The following is a 22,507-nucleotide window of genomic DNA, read 5'->3' as shown; positions in this document are numbered from 1 at the left end:
CATAAAACAGCCACAGCTCACTTGTGTAATTTCTGAGTCCGCAAATACTCAAGCAATTGTTGAGGCCGATTGGTTTCCAGTATGGTAAAACCCTGTTCGATGAGCCATCTCCAACCCTGATCGGGATGAGTCCGCGAAATCTGGTCATCATGTCTAAGGGAGTGATCTGCCCAGGTAGCCGCAACAAACGCTTTGCTGGAAGACTGTGTAATTTTCCTCAGTTGTGAGTAAGCTGCTCCGCCAGGGCTTTTCATGCGAAATTGAAAAGCTACGGGTTGCATCTTTGCCAGATACTCATCCACGTATGAGGATAGATTTGACATCTGGTCAGCAATGACCGGCACAAACAGTATCGAATCAAGAGAGTTTCCAAACTGCTTTCTGGCCTTCTCATAGGGAAGGTCTGAAACAAACATGGTTTGTTTTAAAGTCCCCGTCTTTTGAAGCAATGGTAGTATTCTCTCTACTTTATCGGCAGATTTATCCAGGTAGAGGATGATCCTGTTTTTGGCTAGCAGGAGCACCTCTTCCAATGTAGGTACACGTTCTTTGGTTAATACACCTGTTGCATCTTTCAGATAAAGCGTTTTCAGTGCTTTGAGTGTATAATCTGCTACATTACCTGCACCGTTGGTAGTACGATCAAGTGTTAAGTCATGTATAACAACAGGTATACTATCTTTGGACAAACGCACATCTAGTTCTATTATGTCCACCCCCATTTCAATACAGTTTTGAAAGCCAGCCAAAGAATTTTCAGGTGCCCAAAACCAATCGCCCCGATGAGCAACCACCTGCACCTTGTTTGCGCCTACCTTATTTGCACCCAACCTGTTTGTTCCCAGATTATATGAAGGTGTAATCTGATTCTTATAGGTATGTTCATCTAGCCAATAGGTAAAACCTTGTTGTCCTTTAATTTCCATCCTGACCTGTATTGAGTCATTGGTAGAAGATATTTTGAGCAGTCCATAATTTAGAAACGGAATTATGGGGCTTATCCGGTACCTGTTCACATCTGGCTTGAGTGTCTCCCAGGCATGGGTTAGTCCGCTCGATGTAATTTCATACATAGGATAGTCCAGGCCTTCGACAGTCAAAGTACTCACTTCAGCCATGTGACGATCACCACTTAGTACAATCACACCGGGTATTTTATATTTTGCCAGCAATTCAAAAAAACGCTTTCGGGATTTTGGAAAGTTCTCCCATTTTTCATCCTTATGGTCAGCGGGAATAATCTGCAACCCACTTCCAATAATGTGTATGGAGGCATCACTCCCAGCTAATTCCTGTTCCAGCCATTTCCACTGGGCTTCTCCCAATATGTCACCCTTGAAATTAGGCTGGCAAACTCCGTCTATCCGGTTCACCGGATCCTGATGATAACGAACATCCAGGAGAATAACTTTAACGGTTGTTCTTCCAACTTTATACCGATGAGAGCTATAAACTCCTTTCTGCAAACGAAGCGGACTGCTCTTGGATTCTCCCAAAAAATCTAAAAACAGTTGCTGGCTTTCTTCTTTTTTAGCATACGTACGGTTGCCATCATTTACTCCAAAATCATGGTCATCCCAAGTACCAATGATTCGGGTTACAGATGCTAGCTTTTTATACTCTTTCTGTTGAAGTTGAGATTCATATTTGGTTTTAAGAACCTGCATATCTTCTGAATCACCATAAATATTGTCTCCGAGCCATATCCAGCTGTGAGGCTTGTCATTACTAATATCTTTCCAAAGGGGTTGGGGTAAATCATGTTTGTTGCATGAGCCGAAGGCCAGCACAAGTGTATCTTCTTTAACAGAGAGAATTCTCTCTAACGTAGACTGTCCAAAAACTTTCGAATTCACGGAAAGGACTATCAGCCAACCAGTCAAACAGAAAATGCCTCTGTAAAGCCTTAACAGGCTCCTGTTTTTTTGTATAACCATCATAATTGAATTAACTAAATGAGCTGCTATTGCTTTATCAGGTGTCGGTATGCGAAAGATCAATAACCTGGATTCTGTACTAATCGGCCACCACTAGCATCAATTTGTGCCTGAGGAAGAGGATATAAAACCTGATAAGCCTGCATGGTAAAGGGTAACGCAGAAGCAGCGTTGGGTGATAAACCACCTTCATTGGCATGGTTCATCACTTCGATAGCCTTTCCTGTTCTGACAAGGTCAAACCATCGGTGATTTTCAAAAGCCAGTTCCAACCTACGTTCCAAAGCGATAGCTTCTCTGAAACTGTTCTGATCGGGTAATTCCTTGGCTGTGTAGCTATTCGCATTGGCTCTTTCTCTTATCTTATTGAGAAAAACAAACGATTCCCCATCTGCCTGATAGCCTATTTCATTGAGGGCTTCTGCATACATGAGCAATACATCTGCATAACGCAGTACCATGGTATTGAACCCAAAACTACCATCTGTGCCACGCACATCTATCCGTTTTTTAGAATAGGGATAACCTGTTGTCAGCTGGACAGATGCAGCAAACCGGTCATCGGGATTCTGCTGAAATAGTTGTATGATATTAGGGGAGGGTTTATTATTTACATCCTGACCTTGTGTAGGGTCGATAGTGTTGTTTCCTTCACCACTAGTGCCACTTTTGTACTGAACTTCAAAAATAGACTCTGCATTGTTTTTATTTGTTACACTAAATACAGCTGCAAAGCTGCTAAGCAACTGATAGTTGCCATCATTGATTAGTTGCTTTAATGTACTGGCTGCCTGAGTAAATTGCCGCCGGGTCAGGTATACTTTTCCAAGCAGGGTCAATGCAGCCCCATTGGTCGCTCTACCCACTTCAGTCGCCTCATATTTTGCAGGAAGCAGTGTAGAAGCATCCTGTAAGTCTTCAACGATTTGGTTATAAATCTGATCTGAACTGTTGCGGGTATGGCCAAAAGCTTCGAACGGATCTTCGATCTCATTCAGTACCAACGGTACATCTCCCCAAATACGTACCAGATTGAAATAAGTTAAAGCCCTTAAAAACTTGACCTCTCCCCGTCGAATATTGGCAATACTAGCAGTCATCTTTACCTTCTCGATCCGGTTGAGTACAATATTGCATCGCTGAATTCCCTGATAACAAGAGTTCCAGGTCTCGTTAAGCATAAGGTTATTAGAGGAAAGATTAAAATTATCAAAATTGGCTCTGGCTCCTCCATTCTGGGTCGTATTATCATTGAAGGTATTATCCGAGCGTACTTCCATAAAATGGTCAAAACCGTTACCGCCATACTGGCTTCCATCCTGTAGTACATCATAGGCTGCTATGACAGCCTGTTCTATATCTGCCTCGGTCTTGTAAAAGTTGCCTGTGTTTAGGTCGGAAATAGGAGTCAGTTCAATGAAATCCTCACTGCAAGACTGAATCAGCAGGATAAACAGAAAGAAATATAGGTATTTCATATGTGTGTCAATAGTAGATAGATCTTACAAATAAGGGTTGTTTGTTGGTGTATTAGCTATTGAAAATAGACAGGTATGGCTGAGCGCATGGAATCAAAAATTCACATTCAGTCCGATCACGAATGATTTTGCTACAGGATAGTTCCCAAACTCTTCGCCAGCTCTGACTGCATCGCCGAAATTGTTGGATACCTCCGGATTATACCCTGAATACTTGGTAAAAGTGAAAGGATTAAGTGAGGAAATGTAAACTCTTACACTTGTGGATTCGTCTTTCGTTAGGATTCGGGTGGGAATCGTATATCCGAGCGTCAAATTGCGGACTCTGACAAATGAACCATCTTCCACATGCCAGGAAGAAGGCCTTGTATGGCTGGCTGACCCTACTCCCCAAACCGGACGTGGTGCTTGGTCTGACAAATACACCGATAGGTTATTGCCCCATGTTTCGGCAAGATACCTGTGCATGGCATTAAAGATTTTAACCCCATGCTTTCCCTGTATAGTAAAGCTTACATCCACTCCTTTATAAGTAAATGAATTGGTAAAACCCCAGGTAAATTTGGGATTGTTATTGCCAAGCACCGTTCTGTCATTGGCATCCACATCCCCGTCACCATCTACATCTGCATAAATAAAATCTCCTACTCCCTGATTTTGACCCATCAGATGAGGTGTGTTTTTGAATTGTTCTTCTGTCTTAAATACTCCCAGTACTTTATAGCCATAATAAGAACCTATTGACTCTCCAACGCGAACGATAAATGCAGGATCATTCAAGCCTCCGTTGACCAGAAATTGATTCTGTCCCGGTGCAAGAGCTAAAACTTTATTGCGGTTTGTTGCAAAGTTTGCCGATCCATTCCAGGTAAGTTTTCCCAAGTGTAAAGAAGTAGTCAGCAACACTTCCAAGCCCTTGTTTTCCAGTTTACCGATATTTTGCAACGAGGATTGAAACCCGGATGACCCGGGAACGGTCACATCCAAAAGAAGATGATTGGTATTTGAGTGGTAATAATCCACTGACAGCGAAATCCGGTTCTTAAACAAGCCCAGATCTGCCCCAATGTTTACTGTTTTGGTAGCCTCCCACGACAAGTTCGCATTGGGAGATGTAATTGGGGCCAGTCCATTGCGAACAACATTACCCAAAACATAATTTTCTATATTCAGTAAAGCTGTACCTCCGTAAAAGGGAATTTCTGTATTTCCTGTTAGTCCGTAACTGGTTCGTAGTTTCAGATTCGAAACCAAGCTTTCAGAAGAAAAAAAGTTTTCGTCACTAATTCTCCATCCGGCAGACACAGAAGGGAACCATCCCCATTTGGTATTTTCTCCAAATCGGGAAGAGCCATCTCTCCTTATCGAAGCACTCAGCAGATATTTGCCATTAAAATCATATTGCACTCTTCCCAGATAAGAAAGTAAAGCCCATTGCCTTTCCTCGGAAAACCCATTGGTTGAAGTAGCAGCATTTAATGTAGTTACCTTGTCGTTAGGAAAGTTTCTTCCTTCCAGGTACAGTCGCTTGTTGGTTTCCTTTTGAGCGGTATATCCGATAAAAGCAGTCAAATTATGGGAACCTATCGACTTTGTATAGTTTAGTGTATTTTCACTCAGCCAGTTGTAAACGGAGGAATTGTTAGTCCAGGCATAATTAAAGGTAGTTGTAGGAGCATACTCAGTTCTCCAGTTCAATGTTTTAGGCCGGTAAAAAAATCTGTCCATATAGTTCAAATCTGTACCAAACGATGTTCTGAAAGTCAGATTCTTGAGTATGTCAAACTCCAGATACGTATTACCGAGCAGCTTAGTATGATTTAATGAATTATCTATTAGTTCTGCGAGTGCCACCGGATTTTCAATAGTTGCCACAGAAGATTCTCCCGAGCGGCTGGTACGAATCATTTCTCCCAATGCAAAACTTCCATCCGCATTGCGTACAGGCAGATTAGGATGATACATCAGAGCAGTGATTACCACTCCTTCACGCCACCAGTTCTGTTCTGTTTGTACCACCTTGTGATCAGAGAAAGAAGGATTAAAATTAACGCCTATTCTAAGTTTTGGAGTTAAATTTGCCTTCAGATTTATTCTGGCTCCATAACGTTTCACACCAGAATTGATGATGATACCCTGTTGATTAAAATAATTTCCGGATACATAGTAGCTTAGAGATTTTGTACCTCCACTAGCTGATAGTTCGTAATTCTGTATTGGTGCTGAACGAAAAATTTCATCCTGCCAGTCAGTATTGGTCAGCCCGGCTTCGCCATTCAGATAAGGAATTAAGTAAAGTGCATATTTATCACCCGAAGTAGCACGTTTATCAAGTGGATCATCCGCAGAGTTTTTTGCAGGATTTTTGCTTATCCAGGAAAGATCTCTTGCCAGTTTTGAATATCGGGCAAACTGATAAGCATCCATCACATCTACTTTCTTAGTGACCTGCTGCAGGCCACCGTAAGCATTAAAACTAATGCGTGATTTTTGGTCCAGCTGGCCGCTTTTTGTGGTGATTAAAATAACACCGTTAGAACCTCTTGATCCATAAATAGCTGTAGCTGCTGCATCTTTTAAAACTTCGACAGATTCAATGTCACTGGGATTCATAGCACTTAAAGGATTGACTGTGTAACCCGCCGAAAAATCATTATTGGTCGATTGCCCCTGTGAGAAAAGATCGGATGAACTGGAACTTAACGGCACTCCATCCACAACGATTAACGGATTGGTCCCCCCGCTAATAGAAGAAACGCCCCGAATAGTGATGTTGATACCCCCTGCAGGTGCGCCATTGTTCTGCGAAATGTTGACACCAGGCAGACGGCCTGCCATGGCCTGATCGAAACTACTCACTGGCTGATCTTTTATTTCCTTACTGTCTAGCTTGGCTATAGATGAGGTAAGAAGTGCTTTTGATTGCCTTCCATAACCTATGACAAGCACTTCATTTAACGAGTGATTATCGGCTGAGAGGGAAATTTCAAAATGAGTTTGGTTATCAATAATAATTTCTCTGGTGAGATATCCTATATAAGATACAACCAATAATCTTCTCTGCTCTGATATTATTTCCTGGTCTGGCAGCTCCAAACTAAAGTTACCGTTTACATCGGTAACACTTCCAATCCGAGTCTGTTTGATAAGTATAACAGCTCCCTGAAGCGGCATTCCGCTTTGAGCATCCTTTACTGTGCCCGTAATAGGATAAGGTGTATTTAGTGTTGTTTTTTTCGTTGTATTTTCATTCGCACGTCCATTATCACTTACTGCGATGATCTGGTCAAACTGCCTGAAAACCAAACCGGTTTGAGCTGTGATTTGTTGTAACACCCAGCGAACACTTTTTTTATCCGCATCAAATGTCAGCTTTCGGGTATAGTTTTCCACCAGATCCTTTTGATAGGTAAAGGTAAAATCAGTTTGTGATCCGATGGCTTTAAACACTTCTTTTACTGATGCATTACGGAAACTGACTGTCACTAAAACATGGTCCATATCTTGTCTTAGTGTGTGTTGTGTATCACTATTCCTCGCAATTACATGATACCCAGGGATTACACTTTGTGCATGGGTATTTTTGAAAATTACTAAACTACCAAGCAAAAAAAGGATGCATAGTGCTCTGGGTAAGGGTAAAAGAGATAATCTTACTGGTGTAAGAGGTACTTTTTTCATAAGTTTACAATGGATTTCGTAGAACATAGGTTTTATGGAACTTTCGCTGTGTCCAGGTTTGTGAATTCCTATAGGCACAGTTTTTCTCTAAGCAGTAGCCGCCCCACGGCTACTGCTTTTCGTTGATTTCAAAAAGAGAATTGAATTAATTACTTGTGATCTATTTGAGATGTACAGTCCCCACCACGGATAATTACTTGATTTTGAATTATTTCGTATTCTAACTTGAGAGCAAAGCTGAGAGCTTTTAGCACATCATGCAGGCTTTTCTGTCGGTAGGTACCTACCACCACACATTCACCCAATGCTTGATCAGTTAGTGTTATCTTTGCCCCATACCAACGCTCCATTTGACGTATTACATCCTTTAAAGGAAGCCCATCAAAGTGTAACACATTGTCTTTCCAGGCAATAAAAACAGCCGCATCCACTGGTTGGGTATGTATATCTTTTCCTGAAGGCTGATAAATAGCCTGTTGATTCGGATGAAGCAGCACTTTTTTATTCCCTCCGGAATTATCTGCTACTTGAGCTGCTACTTCGACTTTTCCTGTAGCTACAGTCACCCTAACCAATTCGCCAGGATAAGCCTGCACGTCAAAGGATGTTCCTAGCACTGTAGTTTGTATATCTTTTGAACGTACCTGGAAAGGTTTATTAGGATTAGGCACTACCTCAAAAAATGCCTCTCCTGTAAGTTCAACCTCTCGTATGTTTGTATGTTCGAATTTTTCCGGATAGGTAATTGAACTTGAAGCATTCAGTTTGACTATAGTGCCATCACCTAATTTGACTGTAATCCGTTCTCCATTTCGAGTTGATTGGGTCAGAAGATGTGGCGTCTGATTTTGCATACTAATCATCAGAAGCCAACTAAGTGTAAGAATGAGAACGGCAGCCGCTGCATACTGCCATACCTTGACAGTATACACGAATGGGAAGCGAACCTGTTTTGGTTGAATCTGCAACATCGGCGTAATCGGCAATGGTGAATCATTTTGATTGATCACCTGCATAATCTTCTCAAACATCCGCAGTTTAGATTCTTCCAATTGAGACAAACTCCATTCGTGAGCAATGTCTCTGATCTGCACTCTTTCACTAAATTCATGAATGATCTGCTGCTCTTTTTCAGAAGCTTTGCCCTCATTGTATTTCTCTAAAATTTTGAAAAATGCGTCTTTTGTCATCGCTCTGTTTTAGTATGAAAACCGAAAGCTCTACTATCAAAGCTCTATTATCTTAGATGTAAACTATCTCAACTGTAAAGCCACGCATTGAGATCCTATCTTAAGATAAATTTCCTTGTACACTTATATGACGCATAATCAGGTGAGCACACACGGTCCAAAAAGAATATTAACGTAATGGTAATATTGTTAATCTTACCATCATATGGCTTGGCTACCAAACAGATAGATCAAGACATCTTTTGTGGAGGAACACGTGTAGATTCGTTTATAGCAACCACATCAATACAACCAGATAGATTGTATCAGGGAGTGCCTGGCGGATATGTTTGAGGGCATTAGTCAGATTGTTTTCTACAGTACGTGGCGAAATATTCAGCTGTTCGGCAATTTCCTGAATACTATAGTGCTCAAATCGACTCATATAAAAAATTTCCCGGCATTTGGGTGGTAATTCAGCTGCTGCTGCCTCTATTTTCTCCTTCAAATCTTCAACATTAAACTGCATTAGGGCTTCGGGTTCAGCTGAGATTACAGCAATCACAGCTTCTTGCAATTCTGAAAAATGATCTTTCCGAAGTTGAGAAATAGACCGGTTCCGGCAAGCTTTAAACAGATAGGCCTTTACATTCTCTATCTGTTCTTTATTTTCCCATATCCGGATAAATACCTCCTGAACTGTATCTTCAGCCAAGGCCGAATCATTTAGAATGTTGAAGGAATAGTTTAGCAGGCGCCGCCAGTAACGTTCATACAACTGATTAAAAGCCAATCGATTTCCCTTATTAATCTCTAGTACCAATGCATGGTCTGCTATTCCATTCTTCATATAATTACCTTTGCTGAGTTGTCGTAGACAAATTGGAAGATTCCTGTCTTTATTGGAACGAATACAAAATAAAGTGACTCAGAAGGATTCAGAGCACGAATTTCACCTACTAAGTAAGCAAAGGAAGATACGGCGTGCAAAAGCTGTTGATTAAGTATTTTTTAAATTTCCATAATATCCACTTTCTAAGCAGTCAGTCCTAAGAAACCTTTCAGACAAATCTTAATACAAATGTAAAACCATCTGAACAAAATACCTGAAAAGAGGAATAGTACAATAGATAGGCTAACAGTAAAATAAAAAGCAGGTATGAAGCATCACTTCATACCTGTCGAGGAGCCTTACATAACAAAAAGGTATTTACATCATAATGCAGTCACCTGAGCCAGTTTATTACTATATATAAGGTGGTTTGCTCAGAGAGAAAAGCAGACATACCGTATTACAGAATGCCTGCTATCAGACTCAGAATGAAAAATAGACAGGTAGAAATATCATCGCCTTGGGGAAAAGTCATAGGTAAGAGGCAAACCAGAAGTAGTACTACTGCTTGCCTGAATAGCATTCAAAGTTAAAGATCATTTTTTCGATATCTAAAATAAAAAAAACAGTGTGACAATCAATGCGATATATCGAATTTAACAAAGATATAACAAAGCCTTAAAGGCTCATGCTATAATCGCCTGGATGGATAGAAGTACCTGGATAAATTTGCATCTATAGAAGGAATATTTCTTAATAAAATCAGGCAAACAGCAATGCCATAAGCCTGATTTGACGAATATCCTTTACTATTTGTCACTTAACACAAAGCAAAAATATATGCTTTTTAAAGTAGCATGAAGCTGGAGGTGTTATTCTTTTGTAAAGAAAAACACTTTTTCAATTATGCTTGACCCGCTTTGATAGTTGCTGTATAGGTGTTTGCTAGTAGGAATATAATCTGTCTACGATCAACTTCTATACAAAAGGCTAACTTTCCGTGATAGCTGAAGTGTATGAGTAAACTATACAGACACATCCAGCCTGAATATCAAGTATTTTCAGGTTCAGTAGTAAACTTATACCCTATACCCTTCACTGTTTTAATATAATCAAATCCTGTTCGCTCCCGAATTTTCCGAATATGCACATCTATCGTACGAGGTGTAATGTGCATACCTGCTCCCCAAACATGGCTTAGTAATTGTTCACGTGTATAGACAGTATCCTGATGCTGAACTAAAAAATACAATAACTCAAACTCTTTTTTAGGTAATTGTAGTACTTTATTCTGATAATTGATCGTATAGCTGAGACTATCAATTTTTAAATCCCCTATACGAAACTCAGTCGATGAATAAGCCAACTCATTTTTATCTCGGAGCAAGGCTTTCAAACGACTAACAAGTGCTCTGGGTTTGATAGGTTTAATCAGGTAATCATCTGCTCCTATATCAAAAGCTGCCACTTCAGCATATTCCTCTACACGAGCTGTCAGATAGATAAGGAAGGTATAGTCTAAGGCTGGTATTTGCCTTAAGAGACGTCCGGCCTCTATCCCATCCATAATAGGCATAGAAATATCAAGCAGAATCAGATCCGGAAGAAAAGACTGAGCTAGTTGTATCGCTGTTGATCCATCCCAGGTGGTTTTGACCTGATAGCCCTCCTTACTTAACGTATATTCAAGCAGTTCGGTAATATCTTCATTATCATCCACTGCAAGCACTTTGTAGCTTTTTGGTGTGATCTTAGACTGACTCATACAAGGAAAACAGGATGGCAAGTAAAAAGGTTGAAGCGATCAGGCAAAGTTAGAAACTCCAGGTCAATTTTGTTTCTATAAACATGTACTTCTGTGAATTTTAGACCTGAGAGTGATCACATAGTTACAACTTTATTAAAACTGTAATCAAAATTTCACCACAGTATAATTCAATGCTCATTCCTCTACCAGTCATAGATACTTATATATTTATATTGTATCATAGTATCTAGGTTCTATTTCACTTTATTAATTTATCCTTTCCTGCTCACTTCCATATGAATTTATCATAAAATACATAAGAAGCATAGATTTCATATTTTATTATACCTTCATAAAATCCACTTTACTTTTCCTCCAATATAAATTTTTCATAATTTAAAATTAAGCCTATTCTATGATACATATTAATATATCATAGAATATTCTTTTAGCATAATAACCATATTCTTCATATTATATGCATAGTATTTCTTAAACATAAATTATGAACACTACATAAAATATGAAAACTATGAATTTAGATTACAAATCTTATTATTCATACTTTTCATACAGATCACTAACAGATGCAATATTCATAATTTATTAATAATTCATAAAAATCACACAATTAATAAAATACAATTAAGTCATACTTTACATACTTTACATACTTTACATACTTTACATACTTTACATACTTTACATACTTTACATACTTTATTCTTAGTATTATCTAAGCATAAAGTATTATCAATTAATAAAATTCTCACAATACATCAAGATCACACAAATAATAAAATACGATAAAATAATATTTATCATCATTTTCATAAAATATGCATTTACAATAAAATATGTAAACTATTACTATTGTATACTAAACATAAAAAACATATTTTTGTGAATATTCATATTTTTCATAAAAACAATAAACAAATGATCATAGCCATAAGTATTCACAAAGGAGGAACAGGAAAAACAACTACTGCCTTTAGTCTGGGAGCGGCATTTGTCAAACAAGGAAAGAAAGTATTATTAATAGATCTGGATGCACAATGTAATCTGACCACTACCTGTGGAATCAATCCATTACTAGAAAACAATGTAGGACGATGGTTGTTGGAAATGTTTTCATTTTCAGAAGTAGTACAGTCCAAGCTCGGTATGGATATTATCCCTGCAGCCTATGAACTAGTTTCCCGCGAATCAGATATTATCAAGGAGCAGGGATCAGATTCACTTCTCAAGTATGCATTACAGGAAATAAAGGAAGAGTATGATTACATCATTCTGGATTGTCCGCCATCACTTGGGATTATGACAACAAATGCATTGGTAGCAGCCGATAAATACATTATTCCTATGTTAGCAGCTACGTATAGTTATGAGGCACTCGGAAAAATGCAGAATACAATTGAAAAGATAAAACGCAGGATGAATCCTTCACTCGAACTGGCGGGAGTTCTCTTTACCAATTCCTCTACACATGACAGAACGCTTTTGGGAAAATCAATCCGTGAGGCCACAGCCCAACAGGTAAAAGTATTTCAAACAAGTATCCGGACCAATAAAGCACTTGATGAGGCAGCAAATGCCAAACAGGCAATATTTGATTATGATCCAGATTCTACAGGAGCAAAGGACTATCTTAAACTAGCAGAAGAAATTGAACTTCAGCAGCATTCTCTGGCAGACTTGTAAGAATTCCTTAGGAATATACTAATTATGTAAATAGATATGAAGCAACACTCATACTCTATCACACATATTTAATATAAACAGCCAATAAAAGAAAATGGTTTTAAAACATAGCTAATACAATGAGCAAAGACCAAAAAAAACAAAGAGCATTGACAGTCTCTGCACTGGACTATTTACACGACTCACCCAAAACCAATGTTCCACCTGTAGAACTACAATCAGCAGATGAACAAGCAGGGGAGGGGCAACGTGGAAAAGAGGTGGCAAAAACAGATATCCAACCAGAAGAGTCTATATCATCGCAAAAACAGAAGGTAAACGCTCAGGAAACTAAAATTCAGCAAAAGAGCAACACTGCTTTCATCACGGAGAAAAAAGACAAACCCACTCAAACAGTAAAGGCAAAAAATATTGAAGTTCCCATTATTGTCCAACAGGAAGAAGAGAAGGGTAGGGGAGGCAGACCCAAACGGCCAGAACGAAAACGGTTTACGCTGAATGTAAATAAAAAATACCACGCTCTTGTTCAACAAGGACGTCTGGAAGAGAAATTTCGGACAGATTCAGACTTTTTGGATCATATTTTTGAAACATATTTCAAAAACAAACCCTATAATTTCGAGTAACAAAACTTTACAAAAATGTTTTGAAGCTAAAAGTACTTATTGGAAAGTAACTTTTCTGGCAAACCATTAGAATCGAAACATTACTAATTATATTCAATATTCCATAGCGTAAAGGATCATTGCTATGGAATGTTAAATATAAGATAACTCTTATCAACCATTTTTTGAAAATGGTACTTAACAAGTAAAACCAAAAGCTATGGACTTATATCAGATGATGAGAGAGGTTGACCAATAGTTAAAAATTCAGGATGGGCTTAGAATGTGCGAATTAAAAAAGAAAAGATGAGTTAGTTATTTTGGTCCTTCCCACGCTTTGCCTGAAACTAGATTAATCGGCACAAGGAATTCACCATTTTTTATAACTATTGAGTCATTTCCACCAAGGCTACTAGATTTTGGTATAACTGCAACAAATTCAAATTTGCCACCAACATTATCCTTTGATAGACTTGTAATATCAATATGTCCGTTTATGCTATGGCCTATAAAATAATCTTCAGTGCCATTCCTCTTCCATCCATTAACAGCACCGGAAACACCCCCATTAGCCGCCATTATAGATCCATTATTGTTAAAGAAATACACTCCCTTTGCTACTGGGAGATTAACTGAAATACTGATCTGATATCTTATCCCGTCAATTAATGGATTTTCTGTTTGTGACCATATCGATAAGTAATGTGCATTGGCTGTATAATCATAATCTAATTGTGCTACGCCATAATTCCGATCCGCACTCCAATCCATATCATTAATCTGCGCCCTCATATAATAATTCGGCCTCTCTAACTCCTTTGAGCAGGAAATAAAAATACATGCCAATAAACCAATGAATAAAATAATCTTATCAATGGATTTGAAAACAGTTATTATATGTATATAGAATTGGGGTTTCATTCCAACACTTACAATAGTAGTTAAAAATTTATTATACTTAAAGTATTTCAAAGTCAATTCAGACGCTGTAACAACCTCACAATTTTACTTAACAGCCAAGTAAAGGTAAATCTTTTTTGTTACTTTATGTAGATTGAATTTACTTGAAATCATTCCATAAATATTCTGATTCGCGATCAGGATTGATCGCGAATCAGAATTGATAAAAGTCCAACCTTATTCTACTTAGTTGCAATTACTATTGAAGTGATATGCTATTATTTCTGTTATATATTACTATTTACAGGATATCAACTGCAAATAATTATGTATTTAAAGCTGAAATTATACTATTAACTATTTATTCCTATTACACTGTAATTCAATAAAGTAGTCACTTTGATAAAGTAGACTTTTTCTTGCAAAAGTAGTCGTAATTAAACTACCTTTGAAAAGTAGTTTAATTACGACTACTTTTAACTCAGCAAAATTGATTTATTTATGTTAACAAATCAGGAAAGAGAATCTCTCATAAAGCAACAGTACTGGTATCTGTTGGTAACGGTGATAGTAGCCATGATGCACTATTATGTACTAGGATTTCCGTTTATAAAGGAAAGGTTACCAACACAATTTGCAGAACCGCTATATAAAACGTGGTACTTCATGATGGGTAATGTAGCTTGGCTTTTTAATCCATGGTATATACTTGCCATTCTAATCATTGGGTTGACATTTTATGGACTGGGGACAAAAGGTGTAAAGAGTACAACAATAACAGCAGAACAAGTAAGGAATACAATCATACTTGGCCTAATGACATTAATGGCATGTGCATGTTTATTATGGTTCAAACCAGAATTATTTAAAAAGGGATTATGGGTGATGCTGTATACAACAGTTCATTTTATAGCACAAATGGTGTTAGCAAAAGGGGCAACTCAATACAGCAGACTATTTAAAAACCCTATGGGTGAGGATTTATTTAATGATGAAAAAGAAACATTTCCACAAGAGGAAAGGCTATTGGAAAGTGAATTCTCAGTGAACATACCAACCGAGTACAGGCATAATAAAAAAGTAAGGAATGGATGGATCAATGTAGTTAATCCATTCAGAGCGGTAATGGTAGCAGGGATACAGGGTTCGGGAAAAACATTTTCAGTTCTCATACCTGCATTAGAGCAACATATAGTCAAGGGATTTTGTGCACTGGTATATGACATTAAATTTCCAGATATGACTCGGGCAGCTCTGGGAGCGTTGATGACAAGTAAAGAGGTTAACAACAAATACAATACGTATGAGCTTGACCCAAGGGTTTATATAATAAACTTTGATGATATTGAAAGGAGCCATCGCTGCAATCCCCTCGCGCCAGAAAAGATGACGGATGTACTGGATGCATTTGAATTAGCCCAGACATTAATGTTTAATATCAACAGGACATGGATTGAAAAACAAGGGGATTTCTTTGCAGACTCTGCCATAAACTTTATGACTGCTAACATTTGGGTACTGAAACGAATAGATGATCGCAGGCGAAAAAAATATGAGCAGGAACTTAAAAAATGGAATCAGGAAGCTAATAACTCTAAGCCAAAGCCAACACCTCCAGCGAGTGTATGTACATTTCCCCATGTGATTGAGTTTGCTAACACCTCCTACAAAAAGGTATTCCCAATTCTTTTAAATTACCCGGAGGTAGAAAATTACTCCCGCATGTTTGCAGATGCATTAGCAAACGGCACTCTTGAACAACTTGATGGACAGATTGCCACCGCTCGCAATGGAATTGCCCGTTTGGGATCTCCCACTTTATATTGGGTAATGACAGGGAATGATTTTACACTGGACATCAATAATCCTAAAGACCCTAAAATTGTCTGTTTGGGAAATAACCCTAAACGACAAAATATTTACGGAGCAGCCTTATCGCTGTATACCTCACAAATGTTACCACTTATAAATCAGAAGGGTAAAAGAAAATGTGCACTATTCATTGATGAGTTGCCGACCATGTATCTGAAAGGATTGGATCAGTTAATAGCTACGGGGAGATCGAATCTGATAGCCACCTACATGGGTATTCAGGACTTTTCCCAATTAGTGAGGGATTATGGTCAAAAACCTGCAGCAGTAATTCAGAACATGGTTGGGACAATCTTTTCAGGGCAATTACGTGGAACAAATGCAGAACAGCTTAGTAAGCAGTTTGGAAAAACGAATCAGAAAAAGGTTTCTGTCACCCATAGTAAAAATGACACGACAATCAATGAATCAGAGCAAATGCAGGAATTAATTCCTGCAAGCAAGATATCCTCATTAAGCCAGGGTACATTTGTTGGTTCTGTTGCTGATGAACGGGGACTTGAAATGCCAATAAAAATGTTTCATGCAAAACTACTGGTAAATCCAAGTAAGAACAGCTTACCTCAGGTTCCAATCATTTATGATTTTGAGCAGCTTAAAAACAGCATTCCACAGGAAAAAGATACACCGTTAGAGGAGTTTAAATCTAAATTTCTTTTTGAGAACCTTCAGAAAATTAAAAAAGAAATTGCTCAACTCGTTGAAGAAGAAATAGAAAGATTACCTCCAGATCTAAGAACAGCTTTTGCAATTTAATAGGTCTCCATACCATTATTCTATTTCCATAAAGTAAACCTACACATAAGTGAACCTAAACATAAAAGGTCACTACAATTCTTTCCACTTTACTCAGGGCTAATTTAGACCTGCATGACAAATCAATTGCTGTAAATTCAGTTAAATCCTTTCAGTTATGAACTTACTTATCGTTGAATCACCTAATAAAATCAAAAAAATCAAAGCCATTCTGGGTACAGAATGGGAGGTAGCTGCCTCTGTTGGACATATCCGGGATCTGCCAGCAAAAGGCTTAGCCATTGACAAAATTGATGGATACAAAATGCTTTATCAGATTAATGAGGATAAAAAGCAGGTGGTAGAAAGCTTGAAGCGAAAGGTAAGGCAGGTAGGTAAAGAGAATATCTGGTTAGCCACTGATCCGGATAGGGAAGGGAGGCCATTAGTTTCCATATCTGCCAGGCATTGGGACTTGACTATAAGAATACAAAAAGAGTTACTTTTCAGGAAATTACAGAAAGTGAAATTAAACAGGCTATTTCTTCTCCCCGAGTCATTGATTTAAATCTGGTATTAGCTCAGGAAAGCAGGAGAGCTATTGATCGTCTGGTAGGCTATCAGATCAGTCCGGTGCTATGGAAAAAACTCGAATCAGGGCTTTCAGCAGGACGAGTACAATCAGTAGCTTTAAAGCTTTGTGTTGAGAGAGAAAAAAACATTTTAGGTTTCATCGACAAGTCTACTTTTCAAATTAGTGCTTTTTTTCATGCTAACAAATCAGAATCAGGTAAATCAGATTTACTCAAAGCAAAGAAAAAGGAGCAATTTGAGGTAGAAATTAATGCTTTAAGTTATTTACAAAGCAGCTCAGATAAGATTTTTTCTATATCAGATGTTTCTACTAAACCCATTGAGAAAAATCCCCAACCTCCTTACTCTACTTCTACACTGCAACAGGATGGGGTGAAAAAACTGAAGCTTGATGTTAAAAAGGTTATGGATTTAGCTCAAAAGCTTTTTGAAGCTGGGCATATAACATATATGCGGACAGACAGCTTAAATTTGTCAGATAGTGCTATACAAGAAGCCAAAAATCAAATCTCAAGCCAGTATGGCCTCCCTTATTTCCAACAGAGAAATTTCAAAAGTAAAGCTGGTTCACAGGAAGCACATGAAGCAATCAGGCCAACACATTGGGAAAAGTCGACGGCAGGGGATACAGATGATGAAAAAAATATATATGATTTAATTTATCGCAGAGCACTAGCCTCACAGATGAAAGCAGCAAAATTTGATGAAACAACTATTATCATTTCTTCCAATGTACCTAATGATCTTTTTTACAGTTCAGCTCGTATAAACACCTTTGATGGATATCTGAAGGTATATCAGGAGGAAGAAGAAGAGGAACAGCAAGAGAATACCATTCAACCTGTCATAGTAGGACAGAGCCTGGAATTAAATAAAATGGAAGCAAACCAGAACTACGTTAAACCTCCTAAAAGGTTTGATCAAGCAAGTTTAGTTGCCGAGTTGGAAAAAAAGCAAATTGGCAGACCCTCAACCTATGCGTCGATTTTAAATACAATACTTTCAAAAAACTATGTAAAAACTGGTGATTCGTTAGGTCATAGTGTTAAAGCAATCTGCTTAACACTCGAAAATGGATCAATACTTCGTTCAGAAAAAAGAGAGTCAATTGGTGCTGATAAAAAAAAGCTAATACCGACACAAGTCGGAACCAAGCTAAGTAACTTTCTTGAGTTAAGTTTTCCTGGTATAGTCAACTATAACTTTACCTGTGAGTGTGAGCAGTTGCTTGATGAAATTGCTGAAGGAAAAAAAAATTTTAAACAGATAGTAACTGCATTTGATAAACAACTTACTGCATGGTTAGAAAAAGTAGATCAGACTTATACCGATGTTGAAAAAGAACAAATGAGAGAAATAGGAATGTATGAAGGGGAACCCATATTTATAGGGAATGGAAAGTTCAGTTATTATCTTAAACACAACGGTATATCGTATTCCATTCAGACAACAAATCCTGACCAAGTTTCACTTGAGCAGGCAATACAGGCAATTCATTTGAAAAGAGAAAATAAGCAACTCACTTTGGGCTCCTATGAAGGAAAGCCAATCGTAGCCGGTATAGGGAAAAGTGGTATTTACATTTTACATAAAGATAAGTTTTACAATTTATCAACTGCTGAAGCAGCGGCTAGTAATAACAAAGTCAATAGTAGCCAAACATTAAAAAATGCTATCAGTCACTTAACAATTGCTGATGCTATATTGGTTATAGAAAAACCGAGGCAGGAAGCAAAGGACAAAGCTTCCTTAAAAGGAAAAAATCAGATAGCAGTGATTGGAAAGAAATATAAGATAATAAAAAGTGTGTATGGACTTTATGTTACAGATGGAAAGTTGTCAGCATCTTTACCTAAAACAGTAAGCGAAGAAACTGCCAAGGAATGGACAGAAGAGCAATGCAAGAAAGCGATATGCTGGAAAAAGAAGAATAAGGGTTCCAATTAGAGGTACTCTGAAAACTGTAAACTTTGGGTGAGATTGTTAAAAATTGTCAAAAGCAGAACAGGTACATCTTTCCCAAATTATCTAACGGAATAACCATATTGTAACTTTATCTACCGATTTGGAATTGTTTGGCATATTTTTAGTGTTTATATTGCAAGTAGAATCCGTTTTTAGGATTACGCTTCTTTTAGAAAAGAAAATGGCAACATTAGATAGACATAGAACATTAAGACTACATATTGATGCTTTGAAGCATCAGGATTCTCATGTTGTGTATAATTCATTGATGCTTGCTATACCCAATGCACATCTTCATTTCCAGAATTATGAGCATTTTCTTTCTAGTCAACAGCCATTTATGACTAGTCCACAACAATCTTCTTATTATGCATCCGCTTACACACCATTTCAGGGAGAGCTTATTTTTTTTCCTAAGTTATCTGTAGATGATGTAGAAATGGAAATTCTCCAATATTTTAAAATTTACAGTGATCAGATAATAAGAATAGCACGCTTAGAAAAAAAAGACACACAAATTTCATATCTTATTGGACTTCAGCAACGCAACAGTGATATTGAAGAGTCTTTGTCTTTTTTTGCTGATGATCTTCAGTATAAGTTTAATGATCGGATTACAATCCACTTAGAGTATGTAAGAATAGAACTTTTTGAAGATTTCCTTTCTAATAGTTCTCAAGAATTATCCTTAACAGACTAGGATAATGCAGGATGATTATTTGCGTCAAGCACAAGAAAACCAGCGATTTCTTGTGTCTCTAGAAAAACAATTCCCAAATGATTTTTTTGATTGGAAGACAACTGTCATCTTCTATATAGCCCTTCATTGGATGAAGGCATTTTTATTTGTAAACTATAATGGTCTTACTGTTGAATCACACGAAGAAATTCGTAGCTTTTATAAAGATAACCAACGTAAAAGGAGAGATATTATGCCTCAACATATATGGGCAAAGTATAACTCGCTAAATACTAGTTGTAACAACGCCAGATATAAAGGTCTCCCAATAAATTATGAATCTTGGAAAATAACAAGGCAAGAGGATTATAACCTCTCATTACAACGATTAGAAGCATTAAAAATATACTTTCAAAGCCGTAGAGTAAACATACAATAGTTTAAAATCCAACCTTTTGGATCTATCTATCATAGTGTGAAAGAGCTATCCCATTCCATTCTTCTTCTTCCATTGTAGAAAAAACGTATAGGTGCCTATGTAGTGTTGGGCTAAAATTAGATGTTTATTTTTCTACTATTGTGCTTGCACATATTGCTCCGTTGGAACTAATAATTTATCTATCCCACAAGTGTATTAATAATGCGAGTAATATTTTATCAGACTTCAAACATCTTCGACCAATGACTCAATATACAAGATTAATAACCCTTGCTTAAAGTTCGTCTCATGTCTTTGAGTTGCCAGATTTGCGATAAGACTTGTCTTGCATATCATTGTATTGCATTACAAGCTTTCTATCTAACTTTCTATACCATCTCATTTATTAATAGCCTACTCCATATCTTAAAAAAAGGTATGGATCAGCATTTACTGCAATATTATTTTTCTTTACAATATAATGAAGATGATATCCGGTAGATCTGCCAGTATTTCCAACAAGACCTATTAACTGATCCCTGTCTACCCATTTTCCAGCCTTAACTAAAGTAGCAGAAAGATGACCATAAATCGTCTTAAAAAGACCAGTATGATTTAGTGTTATGTAGTTTCCAATAATTGGGTCATAACCAACCTTTTCAATTATTCCCTGAGCAGTAGAATACACTGCCTGGCCTGGGGCTGCTGCCAGATCAATACCATTGTGGAACTTTTCTTTACCTAATATTGGATGCTTTCTCCATCCAAAAGAAGAGGTTAACTTTGCTTTACCCTCTTCTGGCCTGATGGGTGGTATGGAAGGAACATGTTTTCTTAACCAATTATCAGATGTAATTTTATACTCCTTAAAAAAAACGCTGTCAGTGACCGATGCCCATCTTTTCCAGATAATTAGTCTTAATTTCTCAATCTGATCCGATCTAACACTAGCTGCGTTTTCATTTGATTCAATTGACTTTTGAGCTAGTGATTCCTGAGCTAGTGATTCCTGAGCTAGTGATTCCTGAGCTAATACAGGTAATACTAATACTAAGATATTTATAGCGGCCAACAGGATGGCCGCTTTTATCTGAATATACTGACTTGTAGACATATATACATTAAAATTAATTTTCCTTGACAAAGTAGTCGTAAAACGACTATCTTTACTTAGTTAAAGTAGTTGAACAACAACTACAATTATAAACTAAAAGTAGTCTAAACACAACTACTTTTCAATCGCTTATCTATGGAAAAAACAGAAAACAATCAATTTGCAGAATTTAAGGCTGCTCTACCCTCTGATACTGCTCTACCCTTAGATACTGCTCTGTCTAATGAAAATGAGTTTGACATCCATTTTCTAAATGAAGAAGAGGGAGTAACCTTAACTAATGGTGAGGATCTTTTCGACATTGGAAGTGATCCAGGAGCAGAAATAAACGAGTACACAGAAATTGATCAGATTGATGTCTTATTTGATGATCAACAAATAAGGCAAATGATTCTTTTATTCGAGGCAGGTGGATTAATGACACTGCAATCATTAGGACTATCAATCAGTGAATTGGTCGAAAATGGTAAAATAAACATGCTTTCCAAGTTAGTTCCAGTAAAAGCTGAGATAGAGCTAGCAGGGACAGATATTAAAATGATAACAATCATCCAACCAACAATCGATCATAATCAGTTAATCAGTCTGGAAGTAGTACCATTTCTACCAAGAAAAGTATCCTACCCTTTAAGTGACAAACAGAAAGATGCACTTGATGCCTGTGATGTTTTTATGATGAAAAAGAGGGTGACACACTCTATCACATCAAACTGGTTTGAGGATAAGCAAGATCAACTCTGGAAAGAACTAACATCTGAATTGTCGCTCCATCGTACTTTATTTGATAAGATAATGGAGCTGATTGCCTTTCATCCATCAAAAATAGAAGAGATTGAAACAGTAGCCGATTGGAATGAGCAGCAGAAACAGACTTTCAGACAATTAATGGATAGATACTTTCCTGTGCAGCTAGCCATTTATACACCTGTATATACCTGTTTCATTCCTGAATATGCCATGAAAAACTATCCTCATCTTATTTCTGAACTAGATTAAAAGTAGAACCCAGATAAGGTAAAACCTTCAGAGTAATCTCTAGAGATGATCTTATTCTTCAATCTCATTATCCATTAGCAA

Annotated in this window: 16 protein-coding genes; 8 read left to right on the top strand and 8 right to left on the bottom strand. The window is 37.5% G+C overall.

The window, feature by feature from the left end; genetic code table 11:
- Positions 1–17: 17 nt before the first annotated feature.
- The 6 genes from QNI15_RS20695 to QNI15_RS20670 form a co-directional block, all read right to left on the bottom strand.
- The gene (locus QNI15_RS20695) at positions 18–1,856 is read right to left on the bottom strand and encodes a glycerophosphodiester phosphodiesterase family protein (RefSeq protein WP_314033299.1); all 1,839 of its coding nucleotides are present in this window, start codon (positions 1,854–1,856) and stop codon (positions 18–20) included.
- A 140-nt stretch (positions 1,857–1,996) separates the two neighbouring features.
- Positions 1,997–3,415, bottom strand: a complete 1,419-nt coding sequence (locus tag QNI15_RS20690) for a RagB/SusD family nutrient uptake outer membrane protein (RefSeq protein ID WP_314033298.1) — start codon at positions 3,413–3,415, stop codon at positions 1,997–1,999.
- A gap of 93 nt (positions 3,416–3,508) precedes the next feature.
- Complete coding sequence (locus QNI15_RS20685; RefSeq protein ID WP_314033297.1) at positions 3,509–6,916, bottom strand: SusC/RagA family TonB-linked outer membrane protein; 3,408 nt, start codon at positions 6,914–6,916, stop codon at positions 3,509–3,511.
- 329 nt (positions 6,917–7,245) lie between these two features.
- Positions 7,246–8,286: a FecR family protein gene (locus QNI15_RS20680; protein ID WP_314033296.1), complete on the bottom strand. Its 1,041-nt coding sequence runs from the start codon at positions 8,284–8,286 to the stop codon at positions 7,246–7,248.
- 268 nt (positions 8,287–8,554) lie between these two features.
- A complete protein-coding gene (locus tag QNI15_RS20675) occupies positions 8,555–9,115 on the bottom strand; it encodes an RNA polymerase sigma-70 factor (RefSeq protein WP_314033295.1) in 561 nt (186 codons plus the stop codon).
- Between the two features lie 1,033 nt (positions 9,116–10,148).
- Positions 10,149–10,862, bottom strand: a complete 714-nt coding sequence (locus QNI15_RS20670; RefSeq protein WP_314033294.1) for a response regulator transcription factor — start codon at positions 10,860–10,862, stop codon at positions 10,149–10,151.
- Between the two features lie 885 nt (positions 10,863–11,747).
- Between QNI15_RS20670 and QNI15_RS20665 the strand changes: the two genes are divergently transcribed.
- A complete protein-coding gene (locus QNI15_RS20665) occupies positions 11,748–12,548 on the top strand; it encodes a ParA family protein (RefSeq protein ID WP_314033293.1) in 801 nt (266 codons plus the stop codon).
- A gap of 119 nt (positions 12,549–12,667) precedes the next feature.
- Positions 12,668–13,174 carry a hypothetical protein gene (locus QNI15_RS20660; protein ID WP_314033292.1) on the top strand — a complete coding sequence of 169 codons (507 nt, stop codon included), beginning with the start codon at positions 12,668–12,670 and terminating at the stop codon, positions 13,172–13,174.
- 294 nt (positions 13,175–13,468) lie between these two features.
- Here QNI15_RS20660 and QNI15_RS20655 read toward each other — a convergent pair whose 3' ends face one another.
- A complete protein-coding gene (locus QNI15_RS20655; protein WP_314033291.1) occupies positions 13,469–14,125 on the bottom strand; it encodes a hypothetical protein in 657 nt (218 codons plus the stop codon).
- A 429-nt stretch (positions 14,126–14,554) separates the two neighbouring features.
- Here QNI15_RS20655 and QNI15_RS20650 point away from each other — a divergent pair, with 429 nt between their 5' ends.
- The 5 genes from QNI15_RS20650 (at position 14,555) to QNI15_RS20630 (ending at position 20,337) form a co-directional block, all read left to right on the top strand.
- Entirely contained in the window at positions 14,555–16,681 is a 2,127-nt protein-coding gene (locus QNI15_RS20650) for a type IV secretory system conjugative DNA transfer family protein (protein WP_314033290.1), read from the top strand.
- Between the two features lie 157 nt (positions 16,682–16,838).
- The gene (locus QNI15_RS20645) at positions 16,839–17,228 is read left to right on the top strand and encodes a toprim domain-containing protein (RefSeq protein ID WP_314033289.1); all 390 of its coding nucleotides are present in this window, start codon (positions 16,839–16,841) and stop codon (positions 17,226–17,228) included.
- Complete coding sequence (locus QNI15_RS20640; RefSeq protein ID WP_314033288.1) at positions 17,129–19,201, top strand: DNA topoisomerase; 2,073 nt, start codon at positions 17,129–17,131, stop codon at positions 19,199–19,201. The genes QNI15_RS20645 and QNI15_RS20640 overlap by 100 nt, the downstream gene beginning before the upstream one ends.
- Before the next feature lie 199 nt (positions 19,202–19,400).
- Positions 19,401–19,919 (top strand): hypothetical protein, encoded by a 519-nt coding sequence (locus tag QNI15_RS20635; RefSeq protein ID WP_314033287.1) that lies wholly within the window; start codon positions 19,401–19,403, stop codon positions 19,917–19,919.
- A 4-nt stretch (positions 19,920–19,923) separates the two neighbouring features.
- Positions 19,924–20,337, top strand: coding sequence for a hypothetical protein (locus QNI15_RS20630; protein ID WP_314033286.1), 414 nt, complete (start codon positions 19,924–19,926; stop codon positions 20,335–20,337).
- Between the two features lie 385 nt (positions 20,338–20,722).
- Here QNI15_RS20630 and QNI15_RS20625 read toward each other — a convergent pair whose 3' ends face one another.
- Positions 20,723–21,430: a M23 family metallopeptidase gene (locus QNI15_RS20625; RefSeq protein WP_314033285.1), complete on the bottom strand. Its 708-nt coding sequence runs from the start codon at positions 21,428–21,430 to the stop codon at positions 20,723–20,725.
- A 135-nt stretch (positions 21,431–21,565) separates the two neighbouring features.
- Between QNI15_RS20625 and QNI15_RS20620 the strand changes: the two genes are divergently transcribed.
- Complete coding sequence (locus QNI15_RS20620; protein ID WP_314033284.1) at positions 21,566–22,426, top strand: hypothetical protein; 861 nt, start codon at positions 21,566–21,568, stop codon at positions 22,424–22,426.
- Positions 22,427–22,507 lie beyond the last annotated feature (81 nt).

It is taken from the genome of Xanthocytophaga flava (assembly GCF_030068545.1).
GTDB lineage: Bacteria > Bacteroidota > Bacteroidia > Cytophagales > 172606-1 > Xanthocytophaga > Xanthocytophaga flava.
This window is presented reverse-complemented; position numbering and strand designations above follow the sequence as displayed.

Excerpts from the sequence above, each read along its gene's own strand:
- QNI15_RS20690 (WP_314033298.1), bottom strand. The coding sequence starts at position 3,415 with ATGAAATACCTATATTTCTTTCTGTTTATCCTGCTGATTCAGTCTTGC.
- QNI15_RS20685 (WP_314033297.1), bottom strand. The coding sequence starts at position 6,916 with ATGGACCATGTTTTAGTGACAGTCAGTTTCCGTAATGCATCAGTAAAA.
- QNI15_RS20680 (WP_314033296.1), bottom strand. The coding sequence starts at position 8,286 with ATGACAAAAGACGCATTTTTCAAAATTTTAGAGAAATACAATGAGGGC.
- QNI15_RS20675 (WP_314033295.1), bottom strand. The coding sequence starts at position 9,115 with ATGAAGAATGGAATAGCAGACCATGCATTGGTACTAGAGATTAATAAG.
- QNI15_RS20670 (WP_314033294.1), bottom strand. The coding sequence starts at position 10,862 with ATGAGTCAGTCTAAGATCACACCAAAAAGCTACAAAGTGCTTGCAGTG.
- QNI15_RS20660 (WP_314033292.1), top strand. The coding sequence starts at position 12,668 with ATGAGCAAAGACCAAAAAAAACAAAGAGCATTGACAGTCTCTGCACTG.
- QNI15_RS20650 (WP_314033290.1), top strand. The coding sequence starts at position 14,555 with ATGTTAACAAATCAGGAAAGAGAATCTCTCATAAAGCAACAGTACTGG.
- QNI15_RS20645 (WP_314033289.1), top strand. The coding sequence starts at position 16,839 with ATGAACTTACTTATCGTTGAATCACCTAATAAAATCAAAAAAATCAAA.
- QNI15_RS20635 (WP_314033287.1), top strand. The coding sequence starts at position 19,401 with ATGGCAACATTAGATAGACATAGAACATTAAGACTACATATTGATGCT.
- QNI15_RS20630 (WP_314033286.1), top strand. The coding sequence starts at position 19,924 with ATGCAGGATGATTATTTGCGTCAAGCACAAGAAAACCAGCGATTTCTT.
- QNI15_RS20625 (WP_314033285.1), bottom strand. The coding sequence starts at position 21,430 with ATGTCTACAAGTCAGTATATTCAGATAAAAGCGGCCATCCTGTTGGCC.
- QNI15_RS20620 (WP_314033284.1), top strand. The coding sequence starts at position 21,566 with ATGGAAAAAACAGAAAACAATCAATTTGCAGAATTTAAGGCTGCTCTA.